The sequence below is a fragment of the Amycolatopsis jejuensis genome (assembly GCF_000717335.1).
Taxonomy (GTDB): domain Bacteria; phylum Actinomycetota; class Actinomycetes; order Mycobacteriales; family Pseudonocardiaceae; genus Amycolatopsis; species Amycolatopsis jejuensis.
Window position 1 is genome coordinate 230,509 of the sequence record NZ_JNYZ01000005.1, and the last position, 14,005, is coordinate 244,513.

At 68.5% G+C, this 14,005-nt stretch carries 12 protein-coding genes; 4 read left to right on the forward strand and 8 right to left on the reverse strand.

Annotated features, from left to right (window positions below; genetic code table 11):
* Positions 1–287: 287 nt before the first annotated feature.
* From OO71_RS07605 to OO71_RS07640, 8 genes are all read right to left on the reverse strand, one after another.
* On the reverse strand, positions 288–1,760 hold the full coding sequence (locus tag OO71_RS07605) for a CoA-acylating methylmalonate-semialdehyde dehydrogenase (RefSeq protein WP_033288923.1): 1,473 nt from the start codon (positions 1,758–1,760) through the stop codon (positions 288–290).
* A gap of 26 nt (positions 1,761–1,786) precedes the next feature.
* A complete protein-coding gene (locus OO71_RS07610) occupies positions 1,787–2,527 on the reverse strand; it encodes an SDR family NAD(P)-dependent oxidoreductase (RefSeq protein ID WP_051791219.1) in 741 nt (246 codons plus the stop codon).
* Positions 2,524–3,657 carry a glycine C-acetyltransferase gene (locus OO71_RS07615; RefSeq protein WP_051791221.1) on the reverse strand — a complete coding sequence of 378 codons (1,134 nt, stop codon included), beginning with the start codon at positions 3,655–3,657 and terminating at the stop codon, positions 2,524–2,526. The genes OO71_RS07610 and OO71_RS07615 overlap by 4 nt, the downstream gene beginning before the upstream one ends.
* Positions 3,654–4,205, reverse strand: coding sequence for a cysteine hydrolase family protein (locus OO71_RS07620; RefSeq protein WP_033288924.1), 552 nt, complete (start codon positions 4,203–4,205; stop codon positions 3,654–3,656). The genes OO71_RS07615 and OO71_RS07620 overlap by 4 nt, the downstream gene beginning before the upstream one ends.
* Complete coding sequence (locus tag OO71_RS07625; protein WP_033288925.1) at positions 4,202–5,524, reverse strand: MFS transporter; 1,323 nt, start codon at positions 5,522–5,524, stop codon at positions 4,202–4,204. Before OO71_RS07625 ends, OO71_RS07620 begins: the two co-directional genes overlap by 4 nt.
* Positions 5,521–7,260, reverse strand: coding sequence for a hydantoinase B/oxoprolinase family protein (locus OO71_RS07630; RefSeq protein WP_033288926.1), 1,740 nt, complete (start codon positions 7,258–7,260; stop codon positions 5,521–5,523). Before OO71_RS07630 ends, OO71_RS07625 begins: the two co-directional genes overlap by 4 nt.
* On the reverse strand, positions 7,257–9,335 hold the full coding sequence (locus tag OO71_RS07635; protein WP_033288927.1) for a hydantoinase/oxoprolinase family protein: 2,079 nt from the start codon (positions 9,333–9,335) through the stop codon (positions 7,257–7,259). The genes OO71_RS07630 and OO71_RS07635 overlap by 4 nt, the downstream gene beginning before the upstream one ends.
* Before the next feature lie 112 nt (positions 9,336–9,447).
* On the reverse strand, positions 9,448–10,425 hold the full coding sequence (locus OO71_RS07640) for a helix-turn-helix transcriptional regulator (RefSeq protein ID WP_033288928.1): 978 nt from the start codon (positions 10,423–10,425) through the stop codon (positions 9,448–9,450).
* Positions 10,426–10,508: 83 nt separating this feature from the next.
* Between OO71_RS07640 and OO71_RS07645 the strand changes: the two genes are divergently transcribed.
* The 4 genes from OO71_RS07645 (at position 10,509) to OO71_RS07660 (ending at position 13,991) form a co-directional block, all read left to right on the forward strand.
* Positions 10,509–10,868 (forward strand): VOC family protein, encoded by a 360-nt coding sequence (locus OO71_RS07645; RefSeq protein WP_033288929.1) that lies wholly within the window; start codon positions 10,509–10,511, stop codon positions 10,866–10,868.
* A gap of 103 nt (positions 10,869–10,971) precedes the next feature.
* On the forward strand, positions 10,972–11,997 hold the full coding sequence (locus OO71_RS07650) for a 2,5-dihydroxypyridine 5,6-dioxygenase NicX family protein (RefSeq protein ID WP_033288930.1): 1,026 nt from the start codon (positions 10,972–10,974) through the stop codon (positions 11,995–11,997).
* 33 nt (positions 11,998–12,030) lie between these two features.
* Positions 12,031–12,822 (forward strand): FadR/GntR family transcriptional regulator, encoded by a 792-nt coding sequence (locus OO71_RS47150; protein ID WP_051791225.1) that lies wholly within the window; start codon positions 12,031–12,033, stop codon positions 12,820–12,822.
* Between the two features lie 47 nt (positions 12,823–12,869).
* Positions 12,870–13,991, forward strand: coding sequence for an extracellular solute-binding protein (locus tag OO71_RS07660; protein ID WP_156096217.1), 1,122 nt, complete (start codon positions 12,870–12,872; stop codon positions 13,989–13,991).
* Positions 13,992–14,005: the final 14 nt, after the last annotated feature.

Consider the following 14,005-nt stretch of genomic DNA (forward strand, 5'->3'; position numbering starts at 1 on the left):
GGCGAACCCACCAACGGGAATGGCGGTTGGCTGGGACCCCGCCGTCGAGGGTGTTCAACGGCGGGGAGTGGTGGTTGGCCGGGATTCCCGCCGTCGAGAGTGCTCAACGGGGGGGGGGCGCTTGACCGAGATTGCCGCCGTCGGGGGAGGTCAGCCGCACCGGAGTTGGAACTGAGGAGTTGACCGCCGCCGGAGGATGCAGCCGCGTTGTCGCCGGGTGGCAGCTCGACTGAGGCCGGGGCTGGGGCCGGAGGGAGCGGAAGCGGCAGCATCGCCGGAGGGACCGGCTAAACAGCCGTCGGGAAATGCAGGTTTGTCATTTCACGCACGTCGCCTGGCCAGCGGGTCGTCACTGCCTTCGCGCGCGTATAGAACGCTACCCCCTCCGGGCCGTGCATGTGGTGGTCTCCGAAAAGGGACTGTTTCCATCCTCCGAAGGAGTGGAACGCCATCGGGACCGGGATCGGGACGTTCACTCCCACCATTCCCACCTGTACCGACCTCTGGAACAGCCGCGCGGCTTGCCCGCTGGTCGTGAAGATGGCCGTCCCGTTGGCCCAGTTGCTCTTGTTGATCAAAGTGATCGCTTCGTCCAGCGAGTCTGCTCGCACGACCACCAGTACCGGGCCGAAGATTTCCTCGCGGTACACCGCCATGTCCGGGGTGACGTGGTCGAACAGTGTCGGTCCGACGAAGAAGCCGGCGCCGTCGGCAGAGCGGCCGTCCGCGAGCAGTTCGGCGCCCGACGCCACCCCCGAATCGATGTAGCCCCGGATCCGGGCCTGCGCTTCCGGCGAAACGACCGGGCCCATCTCCGACTCGACCTTGATCGCCTCCGCCTTCTCCTGCATCAGTTTGACCAGAGGATCCGCCGCATCGCCGACTGCGACGGTCACCGAGATCGCCATGCAGCGCTGACCTGCCGAGCCGTATGCGGCCGAGATCAGATGTTCAGCGGCGTGCTCGAGGTCCGCGTCCGGCAGCACGACGGCGTGGTTCTTCGCGCCGCCGAGGGCCTGTACGCGTTTTCCGGCCGCCGACGCACGTTCGTGCACGTATTGCGCGATCGGGGTCGAGCCGACGAACGACACCGCGGCGACGTCCGGGTGGTCGAGCAGTGTGTCGACCGCGACCTTGTCCCCGTGGACGACGTTGAAAACGCCGTCCGGCAGGCCTGCTTCGGCGTAAAGCTCGGCGATCAGGTTCGACGCCGACGGGTTCCGCTCCGACGGCTTCAGCACGAACGTGTTCCCGGTCGCGATCGCGATCGGGTGCATCCACATCGGGACCATCGCCGGGAAATTGAACGGCGTGATCCCCGCGCACACGCCGAGCGGCTGGCGGAACGAGTGCAGATCGACGCCGGTCGAGACCTGGTCGGAGTACTCGCCCTTGAGCAGTTGCGGGATCCCGCAAGCGAAATCGATCACCTCCAGCCCGCGTACGAGCTCGCCGCGGGCGTCGTCGAAGACCTTGCCGTGCTCGGCCGACACGATGCGCGCCAGGTCGTCGAGGTGCTTTTCGACCAGGGTACGGAAGGTGAACATCAGCCGCGCGCGGCGCATCACCGACGTGTCGGACCAGCCCGGCCAGGCGGCGCGTGCGGCCTGCACCGCGGCGTCGACATCGGCGGGCTCGGCCAGCAGTACCTCGGCCTGGCGTTCGCCGGTCGCCGGATTCCACACCGGAGCGGTGCGGGTGGACGTCCCGGCCGTTTCGCGACCGCCGATGCGGTGCCGGATCGTCTTGTTCGTGGACACAGAAAACTCCGCTTCTCGTAAGGGATTCAGACGATGAGGTCGCCGCCGTTGATGTCGACGGCCGCCCCCGTGATGTAAGCCGCACGGTCGGAGGCCAGGAAAGCGACGAGCTCGGCCACTTCCCACGGCTGCCCGACCCGGGGTACCGGAAACGACGCAGTGGCGCGTTCGAGTTCCGCGGCCGGCAGCAGTCCGCGGGCCATCGGCGTGTCGATGAGACCCGGGCAGACGGCGTTCACCGTAATACCGTCGGGTCCGTACGCCTTGGCCAGGTGCCGGGTGAGACCGAGGACGCCGTGCTTTGCCGTAGTGTAATGCGCGCCCCCGGCAGTGCTGATGGTTTTTCCGGCAGTGGACGAGAAATTGACGATCCGGCCCCAACCTCCGGCGCGCATGGCGGGAAGAGCCCTTTGACAGCATAGGAAAGTACCGTGCACGCTCACCGCAAGCACCCGGTGCCATTCGGCTTCCGTGATTTCCTCGAATGGCGTAGGCGGAGCAATTCCCGCGGCGTTCACCAGAATGTCGAGCCGCTCCGGCAACTCCTCGAACGCGCGGCTTACCTGTGCGGCATCCGTGACGTCCACCGCGAACGACCGGACTCCATCCACAGTGGACGGAGCAGGATCGAGCACCGCGACTGTTGCGCCACGGGCGATGAGGGCGTGTACCACCGCGAGCCCCATTCCGCTCGCGCCGCCGGTCACCACCGCGACGCGGCCGGCCAGTTCACGGCTGTCGGCGCTGGTCGGTGCATGGAATCTCATGCGACCCGGCCGAAGGCGGCCGCCGCGCGTTCGAGGTGCTCGGCGGTGTGTGCCGCCGAAACCTGCACCCGGATCCGCTCCTCGCCGGAGGGAACGACCGGATGCGACAGCGCGAACACCAGGACCCCTTCTCGCCGCAACGCCGCTGCAACGTCACGGGCGCGCGTGCCGCCGCGGAGCATCACCGGAATGATCGGATGTTCGCCGGGCAGCATCTCATACCCGAGATCGGCCAATGCACTTCGCAGCCAGGAAGTGTTTACAGCCAAGCGTTTCCGAAGCTCTGGACGGGTTTGCGCAAGGCGGATCGCGGCCAGCGCCGCGGCGGCGAGCGGGGGAGCCATCGCGTTGGTGAAAATATACGGCCGCGACACCTGACGCAGCTTCTCCGTCAGCACCCGCGACCCGGCGACGAAACCCCCGGCTGCGCCGCCGAGCGCTTTGCCGAGCGTTCCGGTGAGAATGTCGACGGGCCGGCCGAAATGCTCCGCCGTACCCGCGCCGAGTACGCCCGTGGCATGAGAATCGTCGACCATCAACACCGCGTCGTAACGCCGCGCCAGTTCGGAAAGCTGTGGCAGCGCGGCAAGATCGCCGTCCATGCTGAAGACGCCGTCGGTGACGATCACGCGATGCCGCGCATTCCCGGAATCAGCGAGCAACCGTTCCAATTCGGCCACATCGGCGTGCGGGAAAACGTGACGTTTTGCTTGCGACAACCGGATTCCGTCGATCAGGCTGGCATGGTTGAGTGCGTCGCTGAAGATGACGTCCTCGGGCCCGAGGAGGGCGTCGAAGACACCGAGGTTCGCGTCGAAACACGAGCCGTACAGCACCGCGTCCTCGGCGCCGATGAATTCCGCAATGGACTCTTCGAGTTCACTGTGGACGGACCGGGTTCCACAGAGGACTCGTCCGGCCGCGACCCCGAGCCCCAGCTCGTCCAGAGATTCCCGCGCTGCGGCAAGGACTTCCGGGGCACCGGCGAGTCCGAGATAGTCGTTGGCGGCAAGGTTGACGAGAGTCCGGCCGTCGACCTCCACCGTCGGACCTTGCGCGCCCGACACCACGAGGTCGCGCCGTGGATGGCCGAGTTCCGAGCGAAGACGGGTCAGCAACGCCGCGTTCACGCAGGTCCTCCTGTCCACTGTGCACAGGACACGACGTCGAAACCCCGGCTGGGGAAGACTTTGTCCATGAAGAAGTCGTGCACGGTCTCGTCGCCGTCCGCGCATCCGTCGCGCAGCACGGTGACGCCGTACCCACGGTCGGCCGCGTCGTAACAGGTCGCGGCGACCATTGCGCTCGTCGCGACTCCGGCGATCGCGAGCCTGGAAACGTCGCGCGCGCGAAGCACCAGGTCGAGGTCCGTTCCGGCAAAAGCGCTCGCCCGCCGCTTCACCACGACGACGTCCGCACCGGCGACCGGCAGCGTGATCTCGGTGCCGGACGAGCCCTCGTGAAATGCGTCACCGGCGTCGAAAAAGCTCCGGTACAGCGGGCCAGGAGGCAGGTCGGTTCCGTTGTCCCGCAAGGCGAAGTGCACGAAAACGACGAGCGTACCGGCCGCGCGGGCCCGCGGGAGCAGGCCGGTGAGCGGCGCGACGACCTGGCGGGCGAACGGGTAGCCGTCCGTGATGCCGCGTTGGACATCGCCGACGATCAAGGCAGTGGTCACGAGACATCCAGCCGTTCCATCCGGCGCCCCGTGGTGAGCAGGGCGGCCATCCCGGCGGTCATGATGACGGCGATCGCGAGCAGGGCATAGGTGAAACTGCCGGTCGTGGTCGCGATGGCGCCGGTGAAGTACGGCCCGACGAACCCGCTGACGTTGCTCACCGAGTTGATCAGCGCGATGCCGGACGCGGCCGCGGCGCCGGTGAGCCCGATCGCCGGAATCCGCCAGAACTGGGGCATCGCGGTGAGAATTCCGGCGACGCTCAGGCAGACCGCGATGACGAAGAACGTGCCGCTGCTGGCAAAGGTCGCCAGGAGCAGGCCGACCACGCCGAGCGCCATCGGGATGGCCGTGGCGGTGACCGCCGAGCGGCGGGCGGCGAAGCGGGCCCAGACGATGAGCGCGACCAGCGCGACCGCGTACGGGATGGCGGACAGCAGCACGCTGCTCACGTCACCTGCGCCGCCAAGGCTGTGCGTGATGGACTTGATCATCGTCGGCAGGAAGAACTGCAGCGGGTACAGGCCGAATGCGATCGCGAACCACGTCACGGCCATCACCCAGACCCGGCGGCTGGTCAGCGCTTCGCGCAGGCCGGACAGCGCGCCGCGGGCCCGGTGTTCCTCGGCTTCGGCGGCCAGCGTGGCTTCGATCGCGGCCTTCTCGCCGTCGTCGAGCCAGCGGGCCTTCGACGGGCGATCGGGCAGGAAGACGAAGACCAGGACACTCACCACGACCGTCAGCGCGCCCTCGACCAGGAACAATGACCGCCAGCCCGCGATGCCGAACATGCTTTGGCCCCATTCGAGCAGCGCCGCGGCGAGCGGGGAGCCGATGATCGAGGACACCGGCGTCATGAGGAAGAACGCCGACAACGCCCACGACCGCTGACGGCGCGGGAACCACGAGGTCAGGTACAGCAGGATACCGGCCGCGAGCCCGGCTTCGGCGAACCCGAGCAGCAGCCGCGCGAGGTACAGCGTCGCGGCCGAGTTCACCGCCGCGGTGGCCGCCGTGACCAGGCCCCAGGTGATCATGATCCGGGCGATCCACTTCCGCGCCCCGAACCGCCGCAGCATCATGTTGCTCGGCACCTCGACGAGGATGTACCCGATGAAGAACAGCCCGGCGGCGAGGCCGATCTGGCCGGTGGTGAGGTGCAGGTCCCGCGACATCGGCGCGGCCAGGTAGCCGACGTTCGCGCGGTCGATGTAGCTCGCCACGTACGCGAGCCCGACCAGCGGGATGATCCGGATGCCGACCTTGCGCCAGGTACGCGGGCTGACTGTGCTTTCGCCGGTGGCGACGGGGGAGTTCATGCGGAAGTCCGTTCTGTCCGGTGGGAAGGGGCGCTGCGCAGGGCCGCAGTCGCGTTCGAGTCGATCCCCCCGTCGCCGGTGATGACGACGCCGTAGTCCCGTTCGGCCCCTGCTCGGGTGACCTTGCCGTCCAGGACGTCTTCGAGCACCCGTTCCGGCGCGCGCTCGAAGGGACTGCCGTGCCCGCCCCCGCCTGCGGTCACGTGCCGGTGCCGGTTTCCCGCGGTCATCCGGAAATGCGGTTTGGACTCCAGCACGCGCTCCCCGGGGCCGCCGGGGTCGAGCACGTTGAGCGACGGGGTTCCCGAGGCCCCGCCGGACAGCCCGTACGGCAGGAATTTCCGCCGGTCGGACCGGATCTGCACGCTGGCCTCGGGCGCCAGCAGGGTCATGTCGCGGAAGGTCGCGAGGCCGCCGCGCCAGCGTCCGGCGCCGCCGCTGTCGGGCAGGTACCCGTAGCCGTCGATGCGGACGTGTCCGGAGCGTTCGAGCTCCTCGACCGGCGTGTTCGTGAGGTTCGCGCCCAGTGAGCTGATGCCGTCGACGCCGTCGCGATCGGGCCGTGCTCCCCACGCGCCGGCCAGCGGGTCCCACAGCACCATGGATTCCCCGTCCGGGCCGACGAGGCCGATCGCGATCCCGTCCGGCCCGCCTTCGCCCGCGGCCGGAACCCGGTCCGGGAACACCGGGGCGAGCGCGCCGAGGACCGCGTCGATGATCCGGAAACCGACGAGCCCGCGGGCGCCGCGTGCCGCCGGCCGCTGTCCATTGAGGATGGACGCGTCCGGGATGACGAAGCTGAATGGACGGTAGAAACCGCTGTTGGCCGGAATGTCGGAGGCAAGAACTCCTTGCAGGGCAGCGTAAGCAGCGGACCGGGTGAAGGACTCGGTTGCGTTGAGGGCCGATTCGACCTGCGGCGACGAACCGGTGAAGTCGAGTTCGATTCCGGGATCGGACAGAGTGGCTTTCACGCGGATGGGAATGGGGCCGGTGCCGAGGCCGTCGTCGTCGATGTGGTCGAGGAATTCGTACGTGCCGGGAACGGCTTCGGCGAGTGCCGCGCGGAGCAGTGTTTCGGAGTAGTCGAGCAATTCGTCGATCAGGCTTTCGAGCCGTTCGAACCCGTGCTTGGTGGCGAGTGCGCGTAACCCTTCGGCGCCGGTGTGACAGGCGGCGAGCTGGGATTCGAGGTCCCCGCGCAACAGTTCGGGCTCGCGGACATTACGCAGGATCAGGCTCAGGAAGGTGTCGTTCGTGGTGCCGCTTTCGATCAAGCGGGACGGCGGGATCTGAATTCCCTCGGCGAAGATGCTCGTCGATTGCACTGCCATGGACCCGGCTGCCCAGCCGCCGACGTCGGTGTGGTTCACCACGGTGACGGCAAAACCCAGGAGTTTTTCGGCGGCGAAAACCGGGGCTACCGCGAAAATGTCGGGCAGGTGCATACCGCCGAGAGACGGGTCGTTGAGCAGGTAACAGTCGCCCGGCCGGATTCCTTCGCCGAACTCGGCGAAAATCGCTTCCATTGCAGCGGGAATGGACCCGAGGTGGACCGGCAGGGTGTTGGCTTGCGCGATCACCCGGCCGTGTGCGTCGCAGAGGGCGGTGGAGAAGTCCATACTGGACGCGACGAGCTGGGAATGCGCCGTGCGGAGAATGGTGATCGCCATTTCGTCGGCGATTCCGGTGACGGCGTTGCGGAAGACCTCGAAGGTCACGGCATCGCGGATCATGCGGCACTCCAGGTGATCACGATGTTGTTGAACCGGTCGCGGTGCACGCGCGCGCCCGGCGGGACGAGGGTGGTGGCGTCCATGTCCTCGATGATCATCGGCCCGTCGACCGGCTCGGTGCCGAGAGCGGCCCTTCCGATGACCGGGGTGGACACGGTTTCGGTGAACCGGCAATCCCGGGTGGTCGCGCTGGTTTCGTTGGCAGCAGGGAGATCCAGGAAGTCCGAAATGGACACCGGAGTGGGCAGGCGGCCGCGGACCCGGAGGTTCACCGGCTCGACCAGATCGTCCGTACCGGCCCGGCCGTACGTGCGTTTGTGCTCGGCGTGGAAGCGGGCGCGGGTCTCGGCGAGGAGGTCTTCGGTGAGGTCGCCGTCGGGAATGCGGATCCGCAGCTCGAATCGCTGGCCGCGGTAACGCAGGTCGAGAAGGCGATCGACGACGGCGTCCTCGCCGAGTTCTGCGCGGACCTTTGCGGACAGTCGCTCGAATTCCGCTGACAAGGCTCGGGTTTCCGTGAATGCTGTGCGATAAGGCGTCAGTTCGTGGCGTTCGGTGTCGGCAACGAGGAGGCCGAGGCTGCTGAACAGTCCCGGGTACCCCGGAACGATCACGGTGGAGATTCCGAGTTCGCGGGCGAGTGCGGCGGCGTAAAGCGGACCGGCGCCGCCGAAAGCGACCATTGTGGACTCTCTCGGGTCGCGACCTCGTTCGCTGGTCACCGATTTCACCGCGGTGGTCATGCTCGACACGGCGACCTGGTACGCGCCGCGCGCGGTGCCCGGTACGTCGTCGCCGAGCTGTTCGGCCACTGTGGACAGTGCTTTTTCGGCGAGGTCCGGATGAATGGCCACCCGGCCGCCGGCGAGCGACTGCGGGCTGAGGTAGCCGAGGGTGACGTTGGCGTCGGTCAACGTCGGCAGTTCGCCGCCCTGACCATAGCAAGCGGGACCGGGGCGAGACCCGGCGCTGGCAGGCCCGACGTGGAGCGCGCCTGCCGGGTCGACAGAAACGATGCTGCCGCCACCGGAACCGACCTCGGCAATGTCGATCGACGGCGCCCGCACCGGATATCCCGCGCCGGAACTGAGGCCGCGCGCGCCGTTCATGCCGCCGCCGACCTCGTAGTCCGCCGACACGAACGGTTCGCCGTGCTCGATCAGCGACGCTTTCGCCGTGGTGCCGCCCATGTCGAAGGCGACCACTGTGGACAGTCCGATCAGCTGCGCGAGCTTCTGCACGGCGGTGACTCCGGCGGCGGGACCGGATTCGATGATCTGCACCGGCCGTTGCGCGACCGCCGCCGCGTCGAGCAGTCCGCCGCTGGATTGCATAACCAGCAACGGCGCCTGCACGTTTTCCGCGCGCAGCCCGGCTTCCAGCCGGGTGAGGTACCCGTGGACGGCTGGGCCGACGTATGCGTTGACGGTCGCCGTGCTGGTGCGCTCGAATTCGTGCGGCTGCGGGGAAACGTCGACTGACGCCGTGATGTACACGCCGGGCAGTTCAGTGCGCAGCAGGTCGGCGACGCGGCGCTCCTCGTCCGGGCGGACGTACGAGTTGAGCAGGCACACGGCGACGGCTTCGATCCCGTCGGCGCGCAGTTGTTTCGCGAGGGTGCGGACCTCGTCGTCGTCGGCGGGCGGCTCGAGCTGCCCGCCGGCGGCGATCCGCTGGTCGAGTTCGTACCGATTCCTCCGGCGCGCCAAGGGTTGCGGCTTGGACCACGACAGGTCGTACAGCGCGGGGCGGCGCAGGCGGCCGATCTCGAGCACGTCGCGGAATCCGCGGGTGGTGACGACGGCGGTGCGGACGCCGCTCATCGAGAGGATCGCGTTGGTGGCCACGGTGGTGCCGTGCAGCATCGCGACCACCGACTCCGGCCGTGCCCCGGCCGAGGTCAGCACCGCGGTCGTCGCGGTGACCACGCCCGCGCCGTAGTCCGGCGGGGTGGACGGCACCTTCACCGGGACGACCTCCCCGGCCGGGCCCAGCGCGATGACGTCGGTGAACGTACCGCCGATGTCGGCGCCGACCCGCCATCCGGCCGGTCGAGGATCGGGACTGGGAGGCACTGCGATCTCCTTCGGTGAGACGAGCAAGCTGGGATCACAGTAAGTCCGAGTTGAGATATCAGCAAGGGGTGGTTGTTATTTTTTATAGAACTCGCACGTGGGATGGTGGTGGTCAGGGGGCCGTGGACGGCGCGCCGGAGTCCGGTTCCGCAGCCGCACAGCCGGACAACCGCGCCGCCAGCGAGTGCACGAGGTCTCGCAACTCGGTGGGCTTCTCGATGACGAACGGGCGGTCCAGGGCGGCCAGCCGGGACGGGATCCAGTCCAGCCGCTGGGCGCGGATCCGGGCGCGCACCCCGGAACCGGTCGCCTCCAGGACCGCGATCGACGGCGGGAAGACCGTGCGAATCTCCTCGGCGCCGGCCTCGAAATGGACGACCACCTCGTGTTCGTGCGGCGTCTCGGCGATGGTCTTCAACAGGTGGTCGGCGGGGTCGAAACCCGTTGGTGCCGCGAAGGTTTCGGCGGTCAGCTCGACGCGAGTGATGCGGTCGACCCGGAACGTGCGCACCTCGTCGCCGGCGGAGTCGAAGCCGGTGAGGTACCAGCGGCCGGAGTGCGCCACGACGCCGTACGGCTGGACGATACGCGAACTTTTCCGGCCATGTGCTGCGGTGTAAGCGATCCTGACCGCATGACGGTCCCGCGCGGCTTCCGCGACGGTCAGCAGCACCTCCGCCTCGGCGGTGAGTGGCGGCCGGGCGGGCGTGGTGAAATCGGTGACCGTGAGTAGAGCGTCGAGGCGGCGGCCCAGCGCTTCGGGTAGCACCCGCCGGACCTTTCCGACCGCGCTCTCGACCGCAGCCGCCGACCCGGCCCGCCGTCCCGCGACCAGGCCGAGCACGACCGCGAGCGCCTCCTCGCCGGTGAGCATGAGCGGTGGCATCCGGTAGCCGGGAGCGAGCCGGTACCCGCCGTAGCGGCCGCGTACCGAGCGGACCGGAACGTCCAGGTCGAGGAGGTGATCGACATAGCGGCGGACGGTGCGCTCGTCCACCTCGAGCCGCCCGGCCAGTTCGCCGACCGTGCGGGTGCCGCCGCTCTGCAGGATTTCCAGCAAAGCCAGTACACGCGCGATCGGGCGGGACATGCCCAGAGGATACCGGGCGGGTTCTGTCCGGTATCCGTCCTAACGTCGGCCGGGTCGAACCCTCGCCGAAGAAAGGACCCGTCATGCAGCTCGTTTCCCTCCGGATCATCACCGAAGACGTCGCCCGCCTGGTCGAGTTCTACGAGCACGCCACCGGCCTCGAACCGCACTGGCGGGCGCCGCAGTTCGCCGAGTTCAGGGGCCCGTCGGGCACGCTGGCGATCGGCAGCGCGCAGACGATGCCCGCCGCGGTGCCCGGGTCGAACCGGGCGGTGATCGTCGAATTCCGGGTCGAGGACGTCGACCGCGAGTACGCGCGGCTCGCGGACCACGTCGTCCAGGCACCGGCCACGATGCCGTGGGGTAACCGCTCGATGCTGCTCCGGGACCCGGACGGCAACCTCGTCAACTTCTTCGCTCCGCCGACCCTTGACACCAACTAAGAACTGTTTCATAGTTCTTTTACTCGAGAGACGAGCGGCGCAGCTCAAGCGCCGCGGCCGGTACCGGTGACCCCAGATGACCCACCTTGACCCTGGAGCGCGAATGACCGGATACACCACGCATGCGCAGCTGCTCGAAGCCGCGCTGCTTCGCTGCAACGTTCGGCGCGAGGAGAAGGTCGTGCTGCTCAGCTCGCGGATCATCGATCCGGGCGAGCTCGGGCCGTACGAGGAGGCCGTGCGCCGGGTCAGTGACCACGTCGTTTCGGTGCGCTACTACCCGATGGAGGTCACCGACGCGCACCACATGAACGCCATGCTGCTGGCCGCGATGAAGCAGGCCGACTTCGTGCTCCACTACCGCGGCGGTACGTTCCCCACCCCGTTCGCGCAGCTCACCGCGCATTCGCACGGGATACCCGAGGTCGCCGCGAGTGGCGTCCGGTGGCTGGACATCTGCCTCAACGAGGCCAACCAGTTCCGGCTGTTCCCCAGCAAGGAAATCGTCGACGAGACGATGGCCGCGGCGGTCCGGATGGCGGCGGCCAAGGAACTGCGGCTGACCAGCGCCGACGGCACCGATCTGGTGCTGCGCAAGGACGGCCGCAAGGGCCACCGGCAGCTGGGGCTGTCCGACGAGCAGGGGATCTGGGACAACTTCGGGTTCGCCATGGTCGCCTGCGCGCCGCTCGAGGATTCCGCGCACGGCACGGTGGTCGTGCAGCCGGGGGACGCGCTGCTGCAGATGGGGGCGACCGTCCGCGACAAGATCACGCTGCACGTCGAAGGCGGGCGCATCATCAAGATCGAAGGCGGCGAATCGGCCAGCGCGGTGTCGCAGTGGCTGGAGCGCTGGGACGACCCGGAGTCGTTCGGCGTTTCGCACATCGGCTGGGGCCTGCACCCGAATGCGGTGTGGACCGGCAGCCCGCGGTTCACCCCGGTGGACGGCGAGTCGTACCGCGGCAGCATCCTGCTCGCGTTCGGCTCGAACACCAGTGACATGCCGGCGAAGCACTCCGGGATCGGCGGTACCCGGCACTGTTCGTCGCATTTGGACATTCCGCTGCTGAACCACAGCTTCGCCCTCGACGGCACGCTCGTCGTGGACGAGGGCAAGATCGTCTGACATCGCAGGCAGACCGGATCGGATGGCACGCAGATGACCCACGACGAGGACACCGCACGGGAAGCACTCGTGCTGGCCAACCTGGATCGCGTGGAAATGCTCGACACGGCAGGCCGTGCCGTGGTCGAGCTCGTCGACTGCATCCGGCGGACCGGCCTCGACACCGGCGACCGGCTGCCCAACCTGCCGGAGCTCACCCAGGCCCTCGGCATCGCCCGCGACAACGTGCGCCGGGCGATGGGCATCCTGGCCGACGCCGGGGTCGTCGAGACCAGCGTCGGCCGGGGTGGCGGTACCTGGCTCCTCGACCGCGGGGGCATCCCGGCCGCGCTGGCCGAGGTGCTGCCCGAGCCGACCTCGGACGACGAGTGGGAGGAGCTGGTCGCGCTCCGCCAGGTGCTGCAGATCGAGGCGGCCCGGCTGGTGGCGCGGCGCGCCGACCCGGACTCGATGGGCCGGCTCCGCCGCCACCTCGACCGGCTCAAGGAGGGGATGCACTCCGGCGCGCTGGACCGGGCAATGCTCGCGGCCACCGAGCTGAACTGCGAGATCGCCCTGTCGTGCGGGAACCGGACGCTCGCGGACATGCTGATCCGCACGATCGACCGGATCTCGGTGATCGGCTACCGGTCCAGGGCGATGCTGGCGGCGAGCGCCGAGTTCTCCGCCCAGCTGGTCGCCATGCAGGACCGGCTCGTCACCGCCATCGAAGACGCCGACGACGACGCGATCGGCAAAGCCGTGGCCGAGCAGATGTCGCTCAGCCTGGAAGTGCAGCGGGACAACGCCGGTGCACGGTCCCCGGGGGGACCCACCCCAGATTGACCCGGCCGGGCGACCGGCCGCACAGACCTCGAAAGGCTGTGATCACCATGGGCCCCAACGACCCCATGCCCCGTTCGGCAGCACCACCCCGATGGACCCGGCGCGGGTTCCTCGGCCTCGCCGGCGGCGTCGGCGGCGCACTGCTGCTGGGCGGCTGCGGTGGTGCGGCGGACCGGAAGGACTCCGGTGGCCTCACCTTCTTCTACTCCGAGGGCGCCGGGCAGGACGTCGTGCCGAAGAAGCTGATCGGCGCGTTCGAAGGGAAGCATCCGGACGTCCGGATCGCCTCGATCACCGGCGGTTCCCGCGTCCCGGAGATCATGGCCGCCTACAAGGCGAGCAAGAAGGCGCTCGTCAACGTCGGGATCTTCACCGCCTCCGCAATCGCGCAGGGCCAGGCGATGTCGATGTTCCGCCAGCTCGGGGACGCCGACGTGCCCCGTGCCGGCAAGGCAGATCCGGCGTACCGGCTCTTCGGCCAGTCCGCGGTGCCGTTCAACACGAACCTGGTGGGGCTGGTCTACCGCGGTGACCGCATCGAAGCCCCCACGTCCTGGCTCGACCTGCTCGACCCGAAGTACAAGGGAAAAGTCGGCCTTTACGACGCACCGCAGGGCATCCTGCTCGGCGGCCTGTACGCGGTCAACGACGCACTCGGCGGCGACCCGGTGACGCTCGACAAGGGCTTCGAGGCGTTCGCCAAAGCAGCCAAGGCCGGGCAGTTCAGCACGATCTACAACTCGAACCAGACCCAGTACGACGCCTTCGCCCGCGGGGACTGCGTGATCGGCGCGAGCATCCTCGCCACCCAGGCCGCCTGGGCCGCGCAGGGCGCCAAGATCGGGTACGCGCCACCGAAGGAAGGTCAGCTCGCCGTCCCGCTTTACCTGGCGATCGTGCAAAGCAGCTCGGCCGCGCAGGCCACGTCCGGCCTCGAACTGCTCAACTCCGCGCTGGAACCGGCCAACGTCGCCGAATACAACCGGCTCACGGTCGCCGGTTCGGTCTACGCCGACGTGCCCGCTTCGGCCGAGCAAGCGAAGATGGCCGCCTTCAGCACCGAGGCCATGCAACGGGTACGGCAGATCGACTGGAAGCGGCAGACCGAGGTCCAGGCCAAGCTGGTGGACCGCTGGAACCGTGACATCAAGAGCAACCTGAGCAGCTGATTGCGGTGTCCATG